Source organism: Nocardia fusca NBRC 14340 (assembly GCF_001618425.1).
GTDB lineage: Bacteria > Actinomycetota > Actinomycetes > Mycobacteriales > Mycobacteriaceae > Nocardia > Nocardia fusca.
The window spans coordinates 1-21,593 of sequence record NZ_BDCU01000041.1 but is presented as its reverse complement, the minus strand read 5'-3'; the positions used below and the strand labels follow the sequence as shown (position 1 = coordinate 21,593).

At 68.4% G+C, this 21,593-nt stretch carries 20 protein-coding genes; 6 read left to right on the top strand and 14 right to left on the bottom strand.

Going from position 1 to position 21,593, the window contains the following annotated elements:
• The 7 genes from kdpB to NF4_RS26050 form a co-directional block, all read right to left on the bottom strand.
• Positions 1 to 2,148, bottom strand: coding sequence for a potassium-transporting ATPase subunit KdpB (gene kdpB / locus NF4_RS26080; protein WP_063130029.1), 2,148 nt, complete (start codon positions 2,146 to 2,148; stop codon positions 1 to 3).
• Positions 2,148 to 3,818, bottom strand: coding sequence for a potassium-transporting ATPase subunit KdpA (kdpA, locus tag NF4_RS26075; RefSeq protein ID WP_063130028.1), 1,671 nt, complete (start codon positions 3,816 to 3,818; stop codon positions 2,148 to 2,150). The genes kdpB and kdpA overlap by 1 nt, the downstream gene beginning before the upstream one ends.
• On the bottom strand, positions 3,819 to 3,908 hold the full coding sequence (locus NF4_RS26070) for a potassium-transporting ATPase subunit F (RefSeq protein WP_063130027.1): 90 nt from the start codon (positions 3,906 to 3,908) through the stop codon (positions 3,819 to 3,821).
• A complete protein-coding gene (locus tag NF4_RS39485; protein ID WP_063130026.1) occupies positions 3,905 to 4,090 on the bottom strand; it encodes a hypothetical protein in 186 nt (61 codons plus the stop codon). The genes NF4_RS26070 and NF4_RS39485 overlap by 4 nt, the downstream gene beginning before the upstream one ends.
• Positions 4,091 to 4,617: 527 nt before the next feature.
• Positions 4,618 to 5,049, bottom strand: coding sequence for a PASTA domain-containing protein (locus tag NF4_RS26060; RefSeq protein WP_232330655.1), 432 nt, complete (start codon positions 5,047 to 5,049; stop codon positions 4,618 to 4,620).
• Between the two features lie 172 nt (positions 5,050 to 5,221).
• A complete protein-coding gene (locus NF4_RS26055) occupies positions 5,222 to 6,547 on the bottom strand; it encodes a bifunctional o-acetylhomoserine/o-acetylserine sulfhydrylase (RefSeq protein WP_063130160.1) in 1,326 nt (441 codons plus the stop codon).
• Between the two features lie 224 nt (positions 6,548 to 6,771).
• Positions 6,772 to 7,116 (bottom strand): YnfA family protein, encoded by a 345-nt coding sequence (locus NF4_RS26050; RefSeq protein WP_063130025.1) that lies wholly within the window; start codon positions 7,114 to 7,116, stop codon positions 6,772 to 6,774.
• 112 nt (positions 7,117 to 7,228) lie between these two features.
• Between NF4_RS26050 and NF4_RS26045 the strand changes: the two genes are divergently transcribed.
• From NF4_RS26045 to NF4_RS26035, 3 genes are all read left to right on the top strand, one after another.
• Positions 7,229 to 8,449, top strand: coding sequence for a cytochrome P450 (locus tag NF4_RS26045; protein ID WP_063130159.1), 1,221 nt, complete (start codon positions 7,229 to 7,231; stop codon positions 8,447 to 8,449).
• Positions 8,450 to 8,552: 103 nt separating this feature from the next.
• Positions 8,553 to 9,176, top strand: coding sequence for a TetR/AcrR family transcriptional regulator (locus NF4_RS26040; RefSeq protein ID WP_063130024.1), 624 nt, complete (start codon positions 8,553 to 8,555; stop codon positions 9,174 to 9,176).
• Between the two features lie 23 nt (positions 9,177 to 9,199).
• A complete protein-coding gene (locus tag NF4_RS26035) occupies positions 9,200 to 9,934 on the top strand; it encodes a maleylpyruvate isomerase family mycothiol-dependent enzyme (protein WP_063130023.1) in 735 nt (244 codons plus the stop codon).
• 162 nt (positions 9,935 to 10,096) lie between these two features.
• Here the strand turns inward: NF4_RS26035 and NF4_RS26030 are convergent, their stop codons facing one another.
• The 5 genes from NF4_RS26030 to NF4_RS26010 all read right to left on the bottom strand — a co-directional run bounded on the left by NF4_RS26030 (position 10,097) and on the right by NF4_RS26010 (position 15,386).
• On the bottom strand, positions 10,097 to 11,737 hold the full coding sequence (locus tag NF4_RS26030; protein WP_063130022.1) for an FUSC family protein: 1,641 nt from the start codon (positions 11,735 to 11,737) through the stop codon (positions 10,097 to 10,099).
• A gap of 74 nt (positions 11,738 to 11,811) precedes the next feature.
• On the bottom strand, positions 11,812 to 12,789 hold the full coding sequence (locus NF4_RS26025; RefSeq protein WP_063130021.1) for a glycine betaine ABC transporter substrate-binding protein: 978 nt from the start codon (positions 12,787 to 12,789) through the stop codon (positions 11,812 to 11,814).
• Entirely contained in the window at positions 12,786 to 13,565 is a 780-nt protein-coding gene (locus NF4_RS26020) for an ABC transporter permease (RefSeq protein WP_063130020.1), read from the bottom strand. The genes NF4_RS26025 and NF4_RS26020 overlap by 4 nt, the downstream gene beginning before the upstream one ends.
• Positions 13,562 to 14,743, bottom strand: coding sequence for an ABC transporter ATP-binding protein (locus NF4_RS26015; RefSeq protein WP_063130019.1), 1,182 nt, complete (start codon positions 14,741 to 14,743; stop codon positions 13,562 to 13,564). Before NF4_RS26015 ends, NF4_RS26020 begins: the two co-directional genes overlap by 4 nt.
• Positions 14,736 to 15,386 carry an ABC transporter permease gene (locus NF4_RS26010; RefSeq protein ID WP_063130158.1) on the bottom strand — a complete coding sequence of 217 codons (651 nt, stop codon included), beginning with the start codon at positions 15,384 to 15,386 and terminating at the stop codon, positions 14,736 to 14,738. The genes NF4_RS26015 and NF4_RS26010 overlap by 8 nt, the downstream gene beginning before the upstream one ends.
• 981 nt (positions 15,387 to 16,367) lie before the next feature.
• Here NF4_RS26010 and NF4_RS26005 point away from each other — a divergent pair.
• Both NF4_RS26005 and NF4_RS26000 read left to right on the top strand, forming a co-directional pair.
• On the top strand, positions 16,368 to 17,591 hold the full coding sequence (locus tag NF4_RS26005) for an FAD-dependent monooxygenase (RefSeq protein WP_232330654.1): 1,224 nt from the start codon (positions 16,368 to 16,370) through the stop codon (positions 17,589 to 17,591).
• Positions 17,592 to 17,696: 105 nt separating this feature from the next.
• Positions 17,697 to 18,503, top strand: a complete 807-nt coding sequence (locus tag NF4_RS26000) for an aminoglycoside 3'-phosphotransferase (protein WP_063130017.1) — start codon at positions 17,697 to 17,699, stop codon at positions 18,501 to 18,503.
• Between the two features lie 55 nt (positions 18,504 to 18,558).
• Here NF4_RS26000 and NF4_RS25995 read toward each other — a convergent pair whose 3' ends face one another.
• Positions 18,559 to 19,377, bottom strand: a complete 819-nt coding sequence (locus NF4_RS25995) for an APH(3'') family aminoglycoside O-phosphotransferase (protein WP_063130016.1) — start codon at positions 19,375 to 19,377, stop codon at positions 18,559 to 18,561.
• A 499-nt stretch (positions 19,378 to 19,876) separates the two neighbouring features.
• On the opposite strand from NF4_RS25995, the gene NF4_RS25990 reads away from it, so the two are divergent.
• Positions 19,877 to 20,287, top strand: coding sequence for a hypothetical protein (locus NF4_RS25990; protein ID WP_157120600.1), 411 nt, complete (start codon positions 19,877 to 19,879; stop codon positions 20,285 to 20,287).
• A gap of 493 nt (positions 20,288 to 20,780) precedes the next feature.
• Here NF4_RS25990 and NF4_RS25985 read toward each other — a convergent pair whose 3' ends face one another.
• Positions 20,781 to 21,368, bottom strand: a complete 588-nt coding sequence (locus NF4_RS25985; RefSeq protein ID WP_063130014.1) for a TetR/AcrR family transcriptional regulator — start codon at positions 21,366 to 21,368, stop codon at positions 20,781 to 20,783.
• Positions 21,369 to 21,593: the final 225 nt, after the last annotated feature.

The following is a 21,593-nucleotide window of genomic DNA, read 5'->3' as shown; positions in this document are numbered from 1 at the left end:
TCAGGACATCCCGGGGAGGTATCGGACGAAGAGGTCGAGGATTTTGATCCCGAGGAACGGCGCGATGATCCCGCCGAGCCCGTAGATCGACAGATTGCGGCTGAGCAGGCCGGCCGCGCTGCCGGGTGTGTACCGGACACCGCGCAACGCCAGCGGGATGAGTGCCACGATGACCAGGGCGTTGAAGATCACCGCGGACAGGATCGCCGATTGCGGACTGGCCAGGCGCATGATGTTCAGCAGGTCCAGGCCGGGGAACAGCCCGACGAACAGGGCCGGGATGATCGCGAAATATTTGGCGAGATCGTTGGCGATCGAGAAGGTCGTCAGTGCCCCGCGGGTGATGAGCAACTGTTTGCCGATCTCCACGATTTCGATCAGTTTCGTCGGATCGGAATCCAGGTCCACCATGTTCCCGGCTTCTTTGGCTGCCGCGGTGCCGGTGTTCATGGCGACCCCGACATCGGCCTGGGCCAGGGCGGGCGCGTCGTTGGTCCCGTCGCCGGTCATGGCGACAAGCCGGCCGCCCGCCTGCTCACGTTTGATCAGCTCCAGTTTGTCTTCCGGCGTCGCCTCGGCCAGGAAATCGTCCACGCCCGCCTCGTCGGCGATGGCCTTGGCGGTGCGCGGGTTGTCGCCGGTGATCATGACGGTGCGGATACCCATCCGGCGCATCTCGGCGAAACGCTCCCGCATGCCCTGCTTCACCACATCCTTGAGGTGGATGACGCCGAGTACCCGGGCGTCGCCGCCGACGATCTCGCCGACCACCAGCGGAGTGCCGCCCGCGGCCGAGATCCCGTCCACGATGGTGCCCAGTTCGGTGGGTACGTTGCCGCCGTGGCCGCGGATCCATTCGGCGACCGAATTGGCCGCACCCTTGCGCAACCGGTGTCCGTCCACATCCACCCCGGACATCCGGGTGGCAGCGCTGAACGCGACCCACTGCGCGTGGGTGAGTTCGCCGGCGGTGCGTTCCCGCAGCCCGTACGCCTGTTTGGCGAACACCACGATCGACCGGCCCTCCGGGGTCTCGTCGGCGAGGCTGGAAAGTTGCGCGGCGTCGGCCAGCCGGTCGGCCGCGACGCCGGTGAGCGGGACGAAATCCGCGGCCTGCCGGTTGCCGAGGGTGATGGTCCCGGTCTTGTCCAGCAGCAGCGTGTTCACATCGCCGGCGGCCTCGACCGCACGCCCCGACATGGCCAGTACATTGCGCTGCACCAGCCGGTCCATTCCCGCGATTCCGATGGCCGACAGCAGCGCGCCGATGGTGGTCGGGATCAGGCACACCAGCAGCGAGACCAGCACTATCCCGGTGATTCCGTAGCTGCCCAGCGCCGGGCCGTCCGGCACGCCCGGGTTGTTGTCCCTGGAGTAGATCGCCAGCGGCTGCAGGGTGACCACCGCGACCACGAAGATGATGGTCAGGGCCGCCAGCAGGATGTTGAGCGCGATCTCGTTCGGCGTCTTCTGCCGGGCCGCGCCCTCCACGAGGGCGATCATCTTGTCGATGAAGCTCTGGCCGGGCTCCTGGGTGATCCGCACGACGATCCGATCCGACAGCACCGTGGTACCCCCGGTCACCGCCGACCGGTCGCCGCCGGATTCCCGGATGACCGGGGCGGATTCACCGGTGATGGCCGATTCGTCCACCGAGGCGATCCCTTCGACCACATCACCGTCGCCCGGGATGACCTGCCCGGCCTCCACCACCACGTGGTCTCCGCGTCGTAGCTCCGGCGCCGGGACCGGCTCCTCGGTACCGGTCGCGCCCGGTGACCAGTCGGGCAGCCGCCGGGCGACCGTATCGGCTTTGGCCTTGCGCAAGGTATCGGCCTGCGCTTTTCCGCGGCCCTCGGCGACCGCCTCGGCCAGATCGGCGAACACCACGGTCAGCCACAACCAGGCCACGATCGCCCAGGCGAAGAAGCTGGGTTCGGCGATCGCGAGCACGGTCGCCCAGACGGCGCCGATCTCCACGATGAACATCACCGGATTGCGCCACAGCGTGCGCGGGTCCAGTTTGCGCACCGCCTGCGGTAGCGAGGCCAGCAGCAGCTGTGGATCCAGCAGTCCGCCGCGTATCGGTTTCTTCCCGGACCGCGGTCCGGCCGGGAGGCCGGCGTGTTCGAGAGTGGGAGTGGACATCAGCGGAGCCCTTCGGCGAGTGGCCCGAGCGCCAGCGCGGGCAGGAAGGTGAGAGCGACCAGGATCACGGTCACGCCGACGACGAGGCCGACGAACTGCGGTCGATGGGTCGGCAGGGTGCCTTCCGATACGGGGGTGGCGCCCTGCCGCGCGAGAGACCCGGCCAGGGCCAGGGCCAGGATCATCGGCAGGAAGCGGCCGAACAGCATGGCCAGGCCGAGCGCGGTGTTGAACCATTCGGTGTTACCGGTCAGCCCGCCGAACGCCGAGCCGTTGTTGTTACCGGCCGAGGTGAAGGCGTAGAGCACTTCCGACAGCCCGTGCGGCCCGGAATTGAGCATGGACGCGCGCTGCCCGGGCAGGGCCATGGCGGCGGCGGTACCGGTCAGCACGATCACCGGGGTGACGAGGAAATAGCCGGCGGCGAGTTTGATCTCGCGGGGCGTGATCTTCTTTCCGAGGTACTCCGGTGTGCGCCCGACCATCAGCCCGGCGACGAACACCGTGATCACCGCCAGGATCAGCATTCCGTACAGCCCCGACCCCACACCACCGGGCGCGATCTCACCCAGCTGCATGTTGAACATCAGCATCATGCCGCCGAGGCCGGTGTAGGAATCGTGCGCCGAATCGACGGCGCCGGTGGAGGTCAGTGTGGTGGCCGCGGCGAAGGTCGCCGAGTTCGCGACCCCGAAGCGCTGTTCGACACCCTCCGTCGCTGCGCCGACCGCGGCCGGCACGGTGCCGTGGTGCTGGAGCTGGAAGAGGATGACCAGACCGATGCTCAGCAATGCCAGCACGGTCATGACCGCGGTGATGGCGAACCCTTGCTTCGGGCTGTTCACCATGCGGCCGAAGGTGCGCGGGAGCGAGAAGGCGATGACCATCAGCAGGAAGATCTCCAGCCAGTTCGTCCACGCGACCGGATTCTCGAAGGGATGCGCGGCGTTGGCGTTGAAGAACCCGCCACCGTTGGTGCCGAGATTCTTGATGGCCTCCTGCCCGGCGACCGGTCCGCCGGGCAGGGTCTGAGTGGCGCCACCGAGGGTGGTCGCGACCTGATCGTGCAGGTGGAAATTCTGCACGACACCGCCGGCGATGAGCACCACGGCCGCCACACCCGCGATCGGGAGCAGGATACGCAGCGTGCCACGCACCAGATCGACCCAGAAATTACCGAGTTCACCGGTCCGCGAGCGTGCGAAACCGCGGACGAACGCCATGGCGACGGCCATGCCGACCGCGGCCGAGACGAAGTTCTGCACCGACAGGCCCGCCGCCTGGACCAGATGGCCGAGCGTGGATTCGCCCGCGTAGTTCTGCCAGTTGGTGTTGGTGACGAAACTGACGGCGGTGTTCCACGCCAGCGCCGCGGTCATGGGGGTGCTCGGGTCGGCGGGTACCAGCGGCAGCTTGTCCTGGACCAGTAGCAGGACGAACAGGAAGATCACGCTGATCGCGGAGAAGGCCAGGGCGCTGCGGGCGTACCCGCCCCAGGTCTGCTCACGGCCGGGGTCGGCGCCGATGATCCGGTAGATCCCCCGTTCGACGCGGGAATGGCCGGTGCGGGTGTAGACGCGATACATGTAGTCCCCGAGGGGGACGTGCACCAGAGCCAGCGCGATCACCAGGGCGGCGACGAACAGCAGCCCGGCGGTGGTGGTACTCACTCAGAACCTCTCGGGAAACAGCAGGGCGGCCACCAGGAACGCGGTCACCGGAACAGCGAGGACCAGCCCTACGGCATTGACGATGTTCACAAGCGCTCCACCATTCGCTGCACGAATCCGAGCACACCGAACACCGCGACCGTGACCACGAGAAAGGCCAGGATCGACACTTTCGCCTCCGTTCCGAGAACCTGGGGCAGCGCGACGCGGCCGAGCGGCCGCTGCTGCCGAACCGGATCGAAACTACGAGCCGCGCGGTGCCGGGTCCGCACCCGTTGACGGGTCCTTTACGGGCCGCGTGCCTGCATTGACGCCTTCCTTGCGCGTGTCGCCCGCCTGTTGTGACGGGTATCGCCACCGGTGGTGTCTGCTCGGAGAAGTGTTGTGTTCCGCTCTGTGTGTCGTCACCGGCAAGCGGGCCACCGAACGATCGATTTCGCTACCGAGAAGTGCTTCCCGCCTGGTCGGTCGCGCGGGCAGGGCGGTATGTGAAGCCTGTGCGCAGCTGTATCCGCGAACCTGCCCGCCACACGGCGCCGAAGGCGCACGCTGTAGGGGAAGCGCATGTGTTCGCCACGCCCGGCTGATCGGATCTGCCCCGGCACGGACAACGGAGGATCGCTCATGCACCCGTTCGCCTATCAACCGCTCGAACTCGTCCAGGCCGTCATCCTGGCCGTGCGGTGCGTCCTGCACGTGTATTCGTCGGGCACCCCGTGCGTACCCATCTGATGGCGTCGGGAGCGCCGCGGGCCTGCCGCTTCCCGGCCGGAAGCGGCAGGCCCGCGGCGCGTCGTGCTCAGTAGCAATCGGTCGGTTCGCCCACCTTGACCACCGACAGCACCGCATCACCTTCGCCGATCGGTGTGCCGGGCGCCGGTCTCTGCGCGACCACCACCCAGTTGCGGTCCACCACCTGCGACCGGCCCCGGCCGGTGGCGTCCTCGCTCCGGGAGTAGAAGACGCCGGCCGTCTGGATGAGGTCCTGTGCCGCCTGGAGGTTCATACAGACGACCGCGGGCATCGTTGCCTCGCTCGCGGTTTCCGCGACCGGAGGCGCCGTATCGGTTCCGGCCGATTGCGGCGCGGGCGCGGTGAGTGTGACGGTGGTGATCCGGACCGGGACCGCCGACGCGACAGCCGTGTACGACTCTGTATCCGGCTCGGGGGAAACACATGCGGCCAGGACCGCCGCGGCCGCCATGATCACGCACACGCAGAGTGTCTTCATGAGCATCCTCTCGACCTTCGATGAAGTGGTGTGGATCACTCACAGATCGATCGGCTATCGATAGTTGTTACGCGCGGCGGGAATCGGCGGTGCGGGTATGCGGCCGGAGAGAGCGCAAGGGCCGGACCCGCCGAGTCGCGGATCCGGCCCCGGGGAACTCGGGCCCCGCGAATTACACTGCGGCGGCGGCGAACCCGGCCCGCAGATCGGCGAGGATGTCCTCGATCCCCTCGATACCCACCGCCAGGCGCACCAGTCCCGGCGTGACACCCGAGCTGAGCTGCTCGTCCGGGGTCAGCTGGGAGTGGGTGGTCGAGGCGGGATGGATGACCAGCGAACGGACATCGCCGATATTGGCGACGTGGCTGTGCAGGGTCAGCGCGTCCACGAACTTCTTGCCCGCGTCGACACCGCCCGCCAGTTCGAAACCGACGACCGCGCCGGTGCCCTTGGGCGCCAACTGCTTACCCCGCTCGTACCAGGGGGAGGACGGCAGCCCCGCGTAGGACACCGAGGTGACTTCCGGCCGCTCGGTGAGGAATTCGGCGACCGCCTGCGCGTTCTGGACGTGCCGTTCCACCCGCAGGCTCAGCGTCTCCAGGCCCTGGCTGATCAGGAACGCGTTGAACGGGGCGATCGCGGTACCGAGGTCGCGCAGCAGCTGGACCCGCGCCTTGAGCGCGTAGGCCGGGGCGCCGAGGTCGGCGAACACGGCGCCGTGGTAGCTCGGGTCGGGCTCGGTGAAACCCGGGAAGCGGGGGCCGTCGGCGCCGCCGACCGTCCAGTCGAAGGTACCGCCGTCGACGATCACGCCCGCGATCGCGGCACCGTGGCCGCCGAGGTACTTGGTCGCCGAGTGGACGACGATATCGGCGCCGTGCGCCAGGGGCTGGATCAGATATGGGGTCGCGACCGTGTTGTCGACGATCAACGGCAGGCCCGCGCCGTGCGCGACCTCGGCGATACCGGGGATGTCGAAGATGTGGTTCTGCGGATTGGACACCGTCTCGCCGTAGAAGGCCTTGGTGTTCGGCCGGATGGCGGCACGCCACTGGTCGAGATCGTCGGGGTCCTCGACGAAGGAGACCTCGATACCCAGCTTGGGCAGCGTGTAGTGGAACAGGTTGTAGGTGCCGCCGTAGAGCCGGGGGCTGGAGACGATGTGGTCACCGGCGCCGGCGATGTTCAGGATCGCCAGGGTCTCCGCCGCCTGCCCCGAGGACACCAGCAGGGCCGCCACCCCGCCTTCGAGCGCCGCGATCCGCTGTTCGACCGCGTCCTGGGTCGGGTTCATGATCCGGGTGTAGATATTGCCCGGCTCCGCCAGCCCGAACAGCGCCGCGGCGTGCGCGGTGTCGCGGAAGGTGTAGGAGGTGGTCTGGTAGATCGGGAGGGCCCGGGCGTTGGTGCTCGCGTCGGGGTCCTGGCCGACGTGGATCTGCTTGGTCTCGAAGCTCCAACCGGCTGACGGGTCGGCCGGCGGGGTGGTTTCGGTCATCGCGGAGTTCTCCTGTAGGTAGGTGAGGAACGGGGACGAGCGCGCCGGACACAGCGAATTTGCCTCGGGCAGCACGCATTTCCGGCCTGCCGCGGCCGGATGCGCCGCTGCGGCCCGTTCACGCTAGAGGGACCGACCGGAAATAACCATGATTATGTTCGCGCGGATTCCAATCATGCCGTGACGGCGGACCGCGCGCGGCGCTTTCCGATCGGCCGGTGCGCTCACGCGGCCGCGGCGCCGCGCGGTGCGTACATGATGATCGCGACCCCGGCCAGGCAGAACAGTGCCCCGGTGATATCCCAGCGATCCGGCCGGAACCCGTCGAGCGCCATGGCCCACAGCAGCGAGCCGGCGACGAATACCCCGCCGTACGCGGCGAGGATCCGGCCGAAGTTCGCGTCGGGTTGCCCGGTGGCGACGAATCCGTACAGCCCCAGCGCGATCACGCCCGCGCCGATCCAGGCCCAGCCGCGATGTTCGCGCACGCCCTGCCACACCAGCCACGCCCCGCCGATCTCGGCGAGGGCGGCCACGGCGAACAGCAGGATAGACCGGATAACGCTCATGAGGGCCGAGCCTACGAGACCCCCGGGTGCCGCGGCGCGGGCCGGGTTCGAGAGATACCTGTTCCGGTCAGGGCAAGACAAAACTAATGATATGTCTTACCGTCGATACATGATGGAAGATACGTATCAAGATCGTGCGCGGTTCGAATTGCGCTCCGGCGAGACCTGGCGCGAGCCGTGGAGCATGTACGCCGCGCTGCGCGACCACGATCCGGTGCACCGCGTCGTCCCCGCCGACCACCCGGACAACGACTACTGGGTGCTCACCCGGCACGAGCACGTCTACGCCGCCGCCCGGGACACCGGCACCTTCTCCTCGGGCGCGGGGCTGACAGTGGAATACGGTGAGCTCGAACAGATCGGGCTCACCGGGAACCCGCCGATGGTGATGCAGGATCCGCCCGAGCACACCGAGTTCCGCAAACTGGTCGGCCGCGGCTTCACTCCGCGTCAGGTCACCGAGGTGGAGCCGGTGGTTCGCCGGTTCGTCCGGGACCGGCTGGACCGGCTGGCCGCCCGCGGCGGCGGCGATATCGTGGCCGACCTGTTCAAACCGCTGCCGACCATGGTGGTCGCGCACTATCTCGGGGTTCCGGTGGAGGACCGCTGCCGATTCGACGGTTGGACCGATGCGGTGGTCGCGGCCAGTACCCAGCGCACGACGGACGCACAGGCCGCGTCGATGGAGATGCTGGGTTATTTCGCCGAGCTCATCAAGCGCCGGCGTACCGATCCGGGCGACGATACGGTGTCACTGCTCGTCCAGGCCGGTATCGGCGCCGACGACGCCGATGTGGACGGCCTGGTCCAGATCCTGGCCTACACCTGGACCATGGTCGCCGGCGGTAACGACACCACCACGGGCCTGCTCGGCGGTGCGGTGCAGTTGTTGCAGCGCTACCCGCGGCAGCGCGCGGCGCTGGCCGCCGATCCGGAGGGCATCCGGGTCGCGATCGAGGAATTCGCCCGTCTCACCTCTCCCGTCCAGGGCCTGGCCCGGACCACCACCGGTCCGGTGGAGCTGGACGGCGTGACGATTCCCGCGGGCCGTAAGGTGCTGCTCGTGTACGGCTCGGCGAATCGCGACGAACGGGTCTTCGGCGCCGATGCCGCCGAACTCGATATCGAGCGCAACCCTCAGCGCATCATGACCTTCGGGCACGGCCCGCATCACTGCCTGGGCGCGGCCGCGGCCCGCATGCAGGCACGGGTCGCGCTGGAGGAACTGCTGGCGCGTTTCCCGGACTACCGCGTCGATATCGACGCGGTCACCTACGCGCCCGGGCCGTACGTCCGGCGGCCGACCAGCGTCCCCTTCCGGTGTGCGGCGTGACCGATCGACGCGATGACCCGCTGTTCCGGATCGGTGTGGTGGACGGTCCCCGCGCACCGGACGGTGACCGGAGACCCGGCGCCGGGCTCGCCGGAGCCGCGCGATGACCGGTGACTGGCTGGCCGCCGGGCGGACCGAACTGGCCGCGGAACGGATCCTCGACGCGGTGCGTGCCCTGGTCATCGACAAGGGCGCCGGGACGGTCGGCATGGCCGAGGTGGCCGAGGCGGCGGGCTGTTCCCGGGCGACCCTCTACCGCTACTTCGCCAACCGGCAGGCGTTGTACGTCGCCTTCGCCGGCCGGGAGGCCACCCAACTCCTCGCGCGGGTCTGGCGTGACCGGCTGCCGGACGGCCCGGACCGGGCCGAACTCCTGCTCGACGGGCTGACCGCCACCCTGGCCGAGGCCCGCGGAACCCCGCATCTGGCCGTCTGGTTCGAACCCGCGAACGCGGGAATCGTGGCGCGCCTGTCGGATTCGTCGGAGGTGATCGACGAATTGGTCGCGGTCTTCGTCACGCGACTGCGTCCGGATCTGTCCGCGGCGGCGGCGGACCGGCTGGGCCGGTGGGCGGTCCGGGTGATGATCTCCCTGCTGACCCTGCCGCCCGCGACCGCGGACGAGGAGCGCGCCCTGCTGCGCGATTTCCTGCTCCCGTTCCTGCTGGGTACGGCTCCGGCGCCGGATGACGTGCGCCACCCCGTGCGTTCCAGCGCGCCGACGTAGGCGTGGCGCGGTAGCTTTGCGCCATGGACGCGATCTCCGGTCTCGACTATCCGCTGCTGCTCGCCGATTTCCAGGGCGAATTCCTGGCGTCGATCCCGGATGCCGATCCGGCGGCGCGGATCCCGGGTTGTGGCGACTGGACGGTCCGCGAACTGGTGGAGCATCTGGCCTTCGTCCACCACTGGGCCGCCGCGAACGCCCGCGCGGAGAAGGCCGAACCGCTGGGGGAGGGCCCGTTCGACCTCGCCGCCCACTACGCCGCCTGCGCGACCGAACTCCGCGAAACCCTGGCGGCCCTGGCCCCGCAGGCCCAGGGCCGGATCCTGGCGCACCCCGAGCCCACGGCGCCGGGACCCGCATCGTTCTGGCGCCGCCGGCAGGTGCACGAAACGCTGATCCACGGGCACGATCTGCGGGCGGCCATCGCGGGGAAGGCGGCCCAGGGCCTGATCCGGGCGGTACCCGAGGTGTGGGCGGATACGGTGGACGAGGTGGTGGGGGTGTTCTATCCGCGGCAGGTGGGGCTGGGCCGGCTGGAGCCGCTCGAGGCGGCACTGCGGCTGGTGGCCACCGATCTCCCCGACCCGGTCGAGTGGGTGCTCGGCGACTCGGAGTCGACGGCCGGCACCGTGTCGGGGACGGCCGAAGGGCTGGCACTGCTGCTGTGGGGCCGGGCGAGTGCGGACGAAGCGGGCGTCCACATCTCCGGCGACACCGACCAGGTCGAGGAAATCCTGAGCCGGCCGATCGTGTCCTGACAGCCATCGTGCCCTGAGAGCAGGGCGATGCCGCCTCCGCAGCGGGCTACGCCCGGGACGACGACCGGCTGGGCCGGCCTCGCGTCCATGCGCTGCCCGGGTTCGCCGGAGGGCAGGCGACGAACCAGGCGCCCGGGCGCCATTGGCACTGTCACCGGGCGGCTATGCCAGCTCGGCGAGACTGCGTGACCAGCGGGTCAGCTGCGCGGTATCGACCGGTTCATACCCCGGATCATGCCGGGTCGCGGCGAGAACCTCATGGCCGAGCCGCCGGATGCGCTGATGCCGAGTCCAGTGCGCCCGCGCCCATTCCGGCTCGTTGTGGGCGGCGTCTATCGCGCCGAGAGTGGAACCCATCAGTTCGAACTCCAGTTCGCGCCGTAGCGCCCGGATCCCGGGTGCGGTATCACGCCGCGCGCCGGGAAGTGTCTGCTGTGGTGGACCGTCCAGGAGCTGACCGAGAACTTCGAGCACCCGCTGATCGTTGCGCAGCAGAACCCGCCGGTGGGCCCGCCGGTCGACCGCCCACAGCGTGGCCAACCCGATCACCACACCGATCACGCTCTCCAGCAGGCGGTCGCGCAGCACCGGGAAGATATCGCCGTACTGCCCACCCCCGCCCATCAGCAATGCCAGCGGCGTGATGAAGACGACCGCGAGCCCGTAATTCCGGGCGACGAACATCTCGATCGCGAATTGCAGGGCCATCAGGATCAGCACCAGCGCCCAGTTCCGGGGCTCCAGCGCGTAGAGCGCGGCGAACAGCACCAGCCCCAGTGCGGTACCGCCGATCCGATGCACCCCACGGTAGGTGCCGCGTACCCGGTCCGGGCCCTGGTGCAGCAGCACTGTGACCGTGAGGACCGCCCAGTCCGGGCGACCGAGATCCAGCGCGACGGTCGAACAGCCGGCGAGTAGCGCGGCGAACCCCATCCGGTTCGCCGAGACCACCGCATGGCTGTCCGGCGACAGCGACCGCAGTAGCCGGTAGCGCAGCGACGGCCGCGGTGTCGGCGCGGGACGGCCGGTATCGAAGAGCAGATCCGATTCGTCGTCGGTGGTCCTGTTGCGGTGCAGAGCGTCGGCGAAGGTGCGCTGGGCGCCGGTGAGCGTGGTGGCGAGACCGTCGGTGCCGGTGCGCCGGGCGTCGTCGAGCAGTGCCCACGCCGTCTGCACCTGCATCGCGGTCGCGTAGCGCGCGTCCACCAGGTCCGCGTCTCCGGGGGTGCGGGCGGCGTAGTCCTCCACCGCGGCGATCGCGGCGGCCACCGCCCGCTCCTCGGGCGGGTGGGCTCGCGTCAGCGCCGCCGACATACCGACCAGCAGGGCACTGGCCCCGCCGATGGCCGTCCACAGGGCCACCTGCCCGGGTGGGACGCCGTGCCCGGTGATCAGCGCCCCGACCCCGGCGGCCAGGACGAAGAAGAACCCACCGGGCGGCCCCAGCCGCAGCGCCGAGTTCACGAAGGTGCCGGTCACCGCGACCGCCGACATCAGCAGCACCAACAGCAGCTGCCACCAGTGTGTGCCACCCGAGTCGAGCCGCTGGTGGATCAGTTCCCCGGTGAGGCCGCCGGCGAACGCCGAGATCGTGAGCGCCAGCGCGGCCGCGCCGACGATCCGCCACCGGCGCCGGTAGACCTGGCCTTCACCGAAGATGACCGCCAGCGCGCCCGTCGCGGCCATCAGACCCTGTTGTTCGTGTCCCAGGGCCACCGCGACCAGCGCCGGTGCCCCGAATGCCAGGGCCGCGCGCGCCGCCCCGGGCAATCGGCGACCGGCGGGCGGCAGGCCGAACAGCACCGAGCGGGCCGGAGCCGGTGAGGGGAGCGTCTATCCGTCCGGAGCCACCATTCACCCTCTCCTCACCTGGCCGTTCACTCTTCGGTGACAAAACCTTGCGCGACCATCCAGTCGCGTGCCACCTCCGCGGGCTCCCAGCCCTCGACATCGACCTGCCGGTTCAGTTCCGTGATCGACTCGTTGGTCAGCAACCGCGAGATGGGTGCCATGACCTCGGCGATCCGCGGATGCGCCCGGGCGAAATCCGCGCGCATCACCAGAGCGGCATTGTACTTGGGGAAGAAGGAGCGATCGTCGCGCAGCAGGACCAGGTCGAGTCCGGGGATACGACCGTCGGTGGCCGCGACCGAGCCGAATCCGCACTGTGCGGCGTCGGCGGTCGCCTGATAGACCACCGCATCCTGGACGATCCGCTTGGGTACCTGCCCGCCGTCGATGCCGTAGGCGCGGGTGAGTCCGGGGAAGCCGTCCTGGCGCACATTGAACTCGGTGCCCACGCAGATACTCGCCGCGGCGGGGTCGGTGGCGGCCAGGCGCGCGTAGTCCGAGAGGGTCCAGGTGCCGGTGCGCATCGCGGTGCGCCGGGCGGTCGCCAGCGCGTAGGTGTTGTTCATGGGCGCCATCGCCGTCCACACCATGTCGTGCGCGGCCAGGTCCGCATCGCGCACGGCCGCGAACTGGCCCTGTTCGTCCGGGACCGGTTTCTCGTTGCCGAGATAGTTGACCCAGCCGGTGCCGGTGTAGTCGTAGGCGATATCGATCAGGCCGTCGACCTGGGCGTCGCGCAGACTGTTGGAGCCCTGGATATTGGTGAGGTCCCGGACTTCGGCCCCGGCCGCGACCAGCGCGTATTCGATGATGTAGCCGAGAATGTTCTGTTCGGTGAAATCCTTGGAGCCCACCGTGACGGTGACACCCGCCAGCTCCGGGACCGGGCGGATACTGCCGGGCCCGACCGGTAGCGGGACCGCGCTTCCCGCCTGGAGACCACATCCGGCCAGGAGCAGTACCGCCGCCAGGAGCAGCAGTCGTGACGAGCGGACGGTTCTCATCGCAGCCCCCGCGGGCCGAGGAACCGTTCCGCCACCGCGCCCAGCCAGTCCACCAGCAGCGCCAGTGCCACCGCGAGCACCGCGCCGACCACCAGTGTGACGTTATCGCGCAGTTTGTAGCCGGTATCGATCAGAATTCCCAACCCGCCCGCGCTGACCAGGAACGACAGCGTGGCGGTGCCGACCGCCAGCACCAGCGAGGTCCGTAGCCCGGCCAGGATGTAGGGGACGGCGAGCGGGAACTCGATCCGGCGCAGTACGGTCGCGGCCGACATCCCCTGTCCGCGTCCGGCGTCCACCAGCATCGGATCGACTTCCTGATAGCCCAGGATGGTGTTGCGCAGGACCGGCAGCAGCGAATAGAACGCGATCGGCGCCACCCCGATCCAGAACCCGGTGGTGCGGGTGGCGAGATAGAACAGCACGATCAACCCGATCGCCGGTGCGGCGGCTCCGATATTGGCGATACCGATTACGAAGGGCGCCAGCCGGCGATAGCCGGGGCGGGTGAGCAGGGTGCCCAGCGGGACCGCGACCACGACCACGAGCAACACCACCGTGGCGGTGATCAGGATGTGCTGCCAGGTGACGGTGGCGATATTGCCGGCATTGAGGCTCGCCTGCTGGGTGACGGTCAGGTCGCGCCGGAACGCCCACCCGAGGACCCCCGCGGTGAGCAGCGCGACGAGCACCGGCTGGACGAGCAACCGGAGGCGTTCGGCGCGCCATTGCGACGAACGCCGCCCCGGTGCGGCGGGCGCCACCAGGGTGGTCATGCCGGCACATCCGTCGCCGTGCCGGTGCCGGGCTCGGTCCGCAACCCGGCCAGGTGGCCGACCAGAGTGTCGATGGTGACCAGTCCCGCGTACTTCCCGTCCGGCCCGGTGACCACCGCTGTCGCGTTCCGGTCACCCAGCAGCGCCGCCAGTCCCTCCTGGAGAGTCGATTCGGCAGACAGTGTCTCGGCCGCGGTCCCGGCCCCGCCGACCGAGTCGGCATGGGCGAGGTCCGCGGTGGTGATCCAGCGCAACGGCCGCCCCGCGGTGTCGAGCACCAGGGCGCGGGCGCCGTCCCCGATCGCCGCCCGCGCCACTGCCACCGGAGCGTCCTCGGTGACCGTGGCGCATTCCCCGAGCGTGACCTCTCGGATCCGGGTCAGAGTCAGCTGTTTGAGCGCGGCGTCGGAGCCGGCGAATCCGGCGACGGTCTCGTCCGCCGGGTCGGCCAGGATCGCGGCCGGCCGGTCGTACTGCAGGATCCGGGACCGGTCGCCCAGGACCGCGATCCGGTCACCGAGCTTCACCGCCTCGTTGAAATCGTGGGTGACGAAGACGATCGTCTTGCCCAGTTCGGCCTGTAGCCGGAGCAGTTCGTCCTGGAGCAGTCCGCGGGTGATCGGGTCCACCGCGCCGAACGGCTCGTCCATCAGCAGGATCGGCGGGTCGGCGGCCAGCGCCCGCGCGACTCCCACCCGCTGCTGCTGTCCGCCGGACAGCTGGCGCGGATACCGGCGTCGGTAGGTCCCGGGATCCAGCCCGACCAGCTCGAGCATCTCGTCGGTACGGGCGGCGATGCGCTTGCGATCCCAGCCGATCAACCCCGGGACCGTCGCGATATTCCGCGCGACGGTCATATGCGGGAACAGTCCCGCCTGCTGGATGGAGTACCCGATACCGCGGCGCAATCGGTCGGGATCGATCTCGGCGGCGTCGCGGCCGTCGATGGTCACCGTGCCGGAGGTGGGCTCGATCAGCCGGTTGATCATCCGCATGGTGGTGGTCTTCCCGCACCCCGACGGTCCGACCAGTACCACGATCTCACCGGCCGGTATCGTCATCGAGACCGCGTCCACGGCCGGTTCCTGCTGCCCTGGATACCGTTTGGTGACCGCGTCGAGCACGATCCCGACCCCGGACACCGCCCCGGCGGCGGTACGGTTCGCCGAATCAGTCACGAATTCCCCTAGAAATGGTGAAACGTCCGATGAGGACGAAGATCCCGTCGAGAACCAGGGCGAGGGCGACGATCAGCACCGTGCCCGTGAGTGCCTGGGGTACCGCGTTGGGGCTGCCGAGCCGGGCCAGCCCGGAGAAGATCAGGTTTCCCAGCCCGGGGCCCTTCGCGTAGGCGGCCAGCGCCAGAATGCCCATGATCAATTGAGTGCTCACCCGCATCCCGGTCAGGATCGACGGCCAGGCCAGCGGCAGTTCGATCGCGGCGAGCACCCGCAACCGGTTCATCCCCACCCCGCGCGCGGCATCCACCACCGCGGTATCCACCGCGGAGAGACCGACGAGAGTGTTGCGCAGGATCGGCAACAGTGCGTAGAGCACCAGCGCGGTCACCGTCGGCGCGACACCGAGGCCCATGACGGGGATGAGCAGACCGAGCAGGGCGAACGACGGCACGGTCAGAATGGTCCCGGCCGCGGCGGTCGCGGCCGCCGAGCCCAGCGGGCTGCGGTACACAGCGACACCCACGGCCACGGCCACGGCCGTCGCGATCAGCAGAGACTGCACGACCGCCGAAACGTGCAGATAGGAGTCGACGACGAGCTGGTGCCGTCGTTCCACGACGAAGCTCCACCACGTATCCAGGATCCGACCTCCCGTTCCGGCCTGCACCGAGGCTATCGCGACCTCGCCGCGCCCGGACGTGTTTTCCCGGAGCGCGGGCGACCGTCGAGACGGTGCGGATGCGGCGGGCGACGACCGCCGGTTCGGACGGTGAGTGCCCCCGGGCGGGGTGATCGAAACTCGCCGGGTGTGGTGTCCCGCTTCGGAACCTGGACACCCGGATGCCGAATCTTCGCTGGTCAGCGACCTTCGGGAGCCGCATTTGCCAAAAACTTTCGTTTCGGGGACACCCGGCGGGCGGGTTCTTCGGGCCGGCGGTCGGCGAGGAGAGGTGTTGCGTCCTTCGCCACCGGCTCCCTCGGCGTAGTTCGCGGGCATTCCCGAATTGGGCAACGATGGGGAATTCCGCGAATAGTAAATGAGTGAACGCGGTGAATTTCAGAGTTCGGCGCGTAGAATTCAAGCGGGTCGGGACACTATCTGGAGCCCATCATGACTAGAAAGAATTCACACACGAAGTTCGCCCGGTTGGCGGCCGCCGCCGGTATAGCCGCAGTTGCCGCGATTCCGGTCGTCGCAGCCGCGCCGCAAGCGCCTACCGCGCAGGCAACGACGACGCCCACGTCTACAAGCCAACTCGTCGACAACCCCGGTTGGGGGCGTGGCGATGGTTGGGGCAAGGGCGGTGGTTGGGGTCGCGGCGATGGCTGGGGTTGGGGTAATGGCGGCTGGGGTCGCGGAGACGGTTGGGGTTGGGGTTGGGGTAACGGCGGCTGGGGATGGAACCCCGGCTGGTGGAATTGGTGGAACCCATCAGGCTGGGGTGGCTGGGGCAGCTTCTGACGCCGGTGACCGTGCCCGGACACGCATCGCGTGCCGGGCTCGGTGACATCGATTGCCGATCATGTGAAGTGAGGTTCGACCAGCCGGACCGGAGCTGGTAACGAGATGAAAATTGTGTGCGTCGGTGGCGGGCCGGCCGGGTTGTACTTCGCTATTTCGATGAAGCGGCGCGACCCGGCCCATGCCATCACGGTGATCGACCGCGACCCCCCCGGGGCCACCTACGGTTGGGGCGTCGTGTACTGGGACGACCTGCTCGATATTTTGTATTGGAATGACCCCGACAGCGCCCAGGCGGTGCGTGCGGGGTCGGTCTTATGGCGTGAACAGGAAATTCATGTGCGCGACGAACGGATTGCGCATTTCGGGGGTTACGGGTTCAGCATGGGGCGCGCGGCATTGCTCGATGTACTTTCCCGACGGGCGAGCGATTTGGGCGTCGATATCCGGCACGGGCGAGAGGTTCACGATCTTTCCGAATTCGACGACATCGATCTCATCGTCGCCTCCGACGGCGCGAACAGCCGGGTACGGCAGCTGGGTGATCATTCTTTCGGCACGTCCGTCACACTCGGCGAGAATCGATATATCTGGCTCGGTACGGACGAGGTCTTCACCCGATTCACCTTCGCCTTCGAACACACCGCGGCCGGTTGGATCTGGTTCCATGCCTACCCGTCGGTTGCCGAGAAGATCAGCACCTGCATCGTCGAATGCCAACCGCGGACCTGGCATGGACTCGGATTCGACTCCCTGGACAACCTGGAGAACCTGCGTGTCCTGGAGAACATCTTCACGCGCGTTCTCGACGGTCACTCGTTGATCAGCAAGACCCGAGGCGAGTTCGCAAAATGGAGCCGATTTCCCGAGATAACCAACAAGACCTGGTATCACGACAACGTCGTGTTGCTCGGCGACGCGGCGCACACGACCCACTTCACCATCGGTTCGGGTACCCGTTTGGCAATCGTCGACGCCGTCGCGCTCGCACAGAACCTGTACGAGCATGCCGAGATCGCCGACGCGCTGAAGAACTACGATGCGCAGCGGCGCGCCGCGCTGCGCCCGATCCAGGCCGCCGCCCGTACCAGCATGACCTGGTTCGAACACGCCGACCGGTATCTCGACCGTAGCGCGGTCCAGTTCGCCTATGCGATGGCGGCTCGGCACGGGCCACAAATGCCGTGGCGATATCAGCTACACCTGCTCACACAGGTACCCGTTGTGCGCAAGGCCCGGCGTGCCATGGACTCCGGACAGCGGTGGTGGCGGGCGGCCCGCCGGGGGGAACTCGCGATGGCACTGCCCGTGCCACGACGCCCACCCGAACCGATCCCGACCGATCGGCCGCGGCTGCGATCCCCGCACAAGCCACCTTCCTGAGCACCGGCGAGCCACTACCCCTGGACCGGGACGAACTCACCACCGGTGGACCGATGCCCTTCGACTCATTTGTCGCCTGCGTGGAAAACCAGGGACGATCACCCGATGAGCCGTCCTGCTAGCGCTGGGATTCCGATCGGTCCCGTGGATGTCCCCGAGGTGGTCGAGGCGCTTGCCGGTGCCGACACGATAACCCCGGTATGGCGTAATGAGCTCGGGGGCTTGACGTTTCGTCTCGAGGGCGAGGTGGCCCGGTATGCCAAGTGGGTTGCCGCGGGCACACCGGAGATCGATCTGCGCGGCGAGGCGGAACGGCTGACCTGGGCGCGGCGGTGGGTGACCGTTCCTCGGGTCCTCGAGTTCGGGGCCGACGACGCGGGCGCGTGGCTGGTTACGGCCGCGGTTGCCGGACGCTCCGCGGTGGAGCCCCGGTGGGTCGCGGAACCGGTCACAGCGGCGGCCGCGATCGGGGCCGGGTTGCGCCGGCTGCACGACCGCCTGCCTGTCGACCGATGCCCGTTCGAGTGGAGTGTCGAAACGCGACTCGTGCGCGCCGATGAGCGGATCGCCGAAGGGCAGGGACCAGCCGACCGGTCACCCGAGTATCGGCATCTGAACGCAGTGCAAGCGCGGGCACGGATCGGCGACCCGCCCGGGGTCGACCGGCTCGTCGTCTGTCACGGTGATGCGTGCGTCCCCAACACGCTGGTGCACGACGACGGCGGATTCGCCGCGCATGTGGATCTCGGCTCGCTGGGAGTGGGTGACCGGTGGGCCGATCTCGCGGTCGCGGCATGGAGTACGGAGTGGAATTACGGCCCGGGATTCGACGGAATCCTGTACGACGCGTACGGGGTCGCGCCGGACCCCGAGCGCATCGACTACTACCGCCTGCTGTGGGATATGACCTGAACACTCGTGTGTCGAGGCAGTGACGCCGCTACTCTCGCGGGCCGGTCCGGCTTCCTCATCCCCAGGTGAGGGGGTCGAGGTGCAGGTAGAAGTGCAAGCGGTCACGGTCGAGGACCAGGCCGTACCAGTCCGCGAACAGTGCGTCCGCAGCCAGCGCCTGCTCCTCGTCCTCCCAGGTTTCCCGCGCGTTGGCGAGCAGGAGCGCCAGATCGGCATAACGATCGGCGGACCCGAGACGGCCCAGGTCGATGAAGCCGGCCACCTTCAGTGTTTCCGGGTCCACGACGATGTTGGGCAGGCACAGGTCCCCGTGACAGACGACCGTGTCCGCGGCCTCCTGGGCCCGCATCCGCGCGACCTCGGGTTCGAGGCGGGCCAGCAGTTCATCGGGCGGCGTGTGCTGCTGCTCGACGGGAAGGAACTCCGGGTTCACGGCATTGCGGCCGACGACGTCACGCGCCATGGCGACCATCGTGTCCAGGTCGCGGTCGAACGGGCAGCGTTGCGCCGGTAGTTCGTGTAGCCCGCGCACCGCCTCGGCGATGTGTTTCCAGGCCGCGCGGAGGTCGGCAGCCGAGAGTTGCTCCGCGGGAACGCCGGGGACGGCGCTGGTCATCAGCAGTGCCCCCGCCTCGCCGGAGTGCCAATCGAGCACCTGTGGGCCCGGCACGTCCTGGTCGGCCAGCCACTTCACCCGGTCGTGCTCTGCCTTCAGTACGGCGGCCTCCGCGGCCGGAACGCATTTGGCGTATCGGGTGGCGTCCTCGTCGCGAAAGACTGTGGCGCCCGACTCGCCCGTAGTGACAGGTGACCAGTCTTCGATGCGGTATCCCGCACTCGCCAGTATTGCTCGCGGGTCGTGGCGATCACTCATTCCGGCCACTCTAACCAGCCCCGCATCAGCGCTTGTCGGCCCGAAGGCGGCGCCCACGCCTGGTCCGGGCCGCCGGTGGCCACCGGGAATCCCCGGGCCCCGGCCGTGAGCCTTCTTGCGCTGGGCGAAGTAGGGCGACGTAGCTTGTCCGTGATCGACCGATGTCAGCGTGCCTGCCATACAGCGAGCGGAGGTCTGTTGTCGGGCGAGTCGAAGTTCGAGCAGGGGCTGTGCGGGCGCTTCTCCACGGGAGATCGGTGCAGGATTTCGAAAGTCGTGGCGGACCGCCAGCTGACCGACCTGGCTGTCTCCGGTTCGTCTCACGCTGTGGTGGGCGCTGCCAGTCTCAATTCAGTGGCGTTTCCTCATGCATCGTCCGTGGCCCCGACATCTCGCCGCGAACCGCGCCCTACCGCTGGCCGACCAACCTCCGCCGGGTGATCGCTCGATAGGCGGCATTTGCGGACGTGCTCGCCGGGCGCGGTGGTTCAATCGCTCGATGCGTGGTGACGAGATCATCGGTCAGTGGAGTGTGGAGGCTGGATACCACAGCTCGATGGAGGATGAGCAGTTCGTCTTCTGGGGTGATGGCGTGGGGTTGGTGGAGTACGCGCGGCCGGGAGCGAGTGAATGTGTGCTGTTCCGATGGGCGCGGACGGCGATTCGGACGGTGCGGCTCGAACCGCATCGGTGCGTCTGGCGCGACGGCGGTGCGGCTGTGGATGATGATGTGCCCGAGGCGGTCGAGATCGGTTATCGGATCACGCGGGAGAAGCGGCCGTTGATCGGTGAAGTGCTGCCGGTGCTGTATCTGCCCGCTCCGTTCGCGGCAACTCCGGACGGCGGGTACGGGCTGATCACGCGGGAACCGGCGGTGTATTTCACGAACATGCGACGCGCGAGTTCGTGAATCGAGGCATCGTCGAAGTCTGTGCGCACCACCCTTACATCCGCATGGCCTACTCGTAGGCACACTCAGAGACTTCGCGACCGTTCCGAAACCTGGATTCGGTTCAACCGCAACCATTTTCGCTCGAGAGCAACAGGCGGCCCTGTGCCTTGGGGGCGCGCGCCGACGCTCGGTATTCGGCAGTTGGGTGCATTTGTCGGCCGGCGCCGCAGCGCTCACGATCGCGCAGGCCCCAGCATTACGGTGCGTCCGCACCGAAGACGCAGGACCGGCATCCCCTACGGTTGCTGTTGGCAGTGAGTACCGGATTCTTTTCGAATCGCGGTAGAAGGTCTGTTGACGCCGGCGAACGCATCGGGCTTCCGAGGGCGGACGCGGTGCCACCGGGAGACAGCTGGTGCGTTCGTCGTCAGGCGGTCCTTTCCTCGGCGGTGCCAGGTGCTGACTGCGGGCGTTCCGGTCGGGCGCGGAGCATGGGCGAACTACGTCGGGGTCATGTGGTGCTCGTTCTGAGAACGCAGTCGACGGCGGTGTAGAGGGTCTCGGTTTCGGTTCTGAGGATGGATTCGCCGGCGGGGAGCGCACGCTCGATGGAGAGCCCGTTGAGGACGGCGAGTAAAAATCTCACCTGGCGGGTGCGATCCTCGTGAGAAAGCACGCCTTCGTCGGCGAGCATGCCCAGCCAGTACTCGACACGGCCTGCCGACGCCCGTTCGTAGGCGAGGTAGGCGCTGCGGACTTCTTCTGTGGGCTCGGGTGCAATGAACGCCTCATACGCCGCGCCCCAGGCTCGACGTGCCTCCTCACCGACACCGGCGGACGCGAGTACCTGCCGCAGGCAGTTCACCAGCCGGTCCCGGGCGGGCAGTGTCCGATCCCGGATCGCGTCGTCAGGGAACACGTGCTCGTAGATCCGCGCCAGCACGGCGTCCTGGAGCGCGCGCTGAGTGGGGAAATGGAACCGCAGCGAACCCGTGCTCACACCGGCGCGCGCCGCGACCGCCCGGACGCTCAGTGTCGCCATCGTGTCCTCGGCGATCATCTCGGCCGCGGCTCGGAGGATCTTCTCTCGCGATCCCACTGTCACCCCTTCGTCAGGTACGTGCCGTCTACGTTCTCAGCTTACTAGTACAGTGTGTTAGCGTGCGGACTAGCACAGTGTGTTAGTGCGTTGGCACCTGTACTTCGCTTGCGCCACACCTCTGCTCGACATGGCCCGCAGCTGATCACGCAAGGACTCTCAATGACCGTGTCAAGCCGCAGAGGCCACCTGTACCGGGGTGTCGAAGCTGAATTCGCGGCCGTT

What these genes read in the sequence shown, in the direction of transcription:
- kdpB (WP_063130029.1), bottom strand. Translation starts at nt 2,148, where the DNA reads ATGTCCACTCCCACTCTCGAACACGCCGGCCTCCCGGCCGGACCGCGG.
- NF4_RS26005 (WP_232330654.1), top strand. Translation starts at nt 16,368, where the DNA reads ATGAAGCGGCGCGACCCGGCCCATGCCATCACGGTGATCGACCGCGAC.
- NF4_RS26060 (WP_232330655.1), bottom strand. Translation starts at nt 5,049, where the DNA reads ATGAAGACACTCTGCGTGTGCGTGATCATGGCGGCCGCGGCGGTCCTG.
- NF4_RS26025 (WP_063130021.1), bottom strand. Translation starts at nt 12,789, where the DNA reads ATGAGAACCGTCCGCTCGTCACGACTGCTGCTCCTGGCGGCGGTACTG.
- NF4_RS26035 (WP_063130023.1), top strand. Translation starts at nt 9,200, where the DNA reads ATGGACGCGATCTCCGGTCTCGACTATCCGCTGCTGCTCGCCGATTTC.
- NF4_RS26040 (WP_063130024.1), top strand. Translation starts at nt 8,553, where the DNA reads ATGACCGGTGACTGGCTGGCCGCCGGGCGGACCGAACTGGCCGCGGAA.
- NF4_RS26050 (WP_063130025.1), bottom strand. Translation starts at nt 7,116, where the DNA reads ATGAGCGTTATCCGGTCTATCCTGCTGTTCGCCGTGGCCGCCCTCGCC.
- NF4_RS26000 (WP_063130017.1), top strand. Translation starts at nt 17,697, where the DNA reads ATGAGCCGTCCTGCTAGCGCTGGGATTCCGATCGGTCCCGTGGATGTC.
- NF4_RS25995 (WP_063130016.1), bottom strand. Translation starts at nt 19,377, where the DNA reads ATGAGTGATCGCCACGACCCGCGAGCAATACTGGCGAGTGCGGGATAC.
- NF4_RS25990 (WP_157120600.1), top strand. Translation starts at nt 19,877, where the DNA reads ATGCGTGGTGACGAGATCATCGGTCAGTGGAGTGTGGAGGCTGGATAC.
- NF4_RS26055 (WP_063130160.1), bottom strand. Translation starts at nt 6,547, where the DNA reads ATGACCGAAACCACCCCGCCGGCCGACCCGTCAGCCGGTTGGAGCTTC.
- NF4_RS26045 (WP_063130159.1), top strand. Translation starts at nt 7,229, where the DNA reads ATGGAAGATACGTATCAAGATCGTGCGCGGTTCGAATTGCGCTCCGGC.
- NF4_RS26020 (WP_063130020.1), bottom strand. Translation starts at nt 13,565, where the DNA reads ATGACCACCCTGGTGGCGCCCGCCGCACCGGGGCGGCGTTCGTCGCAA.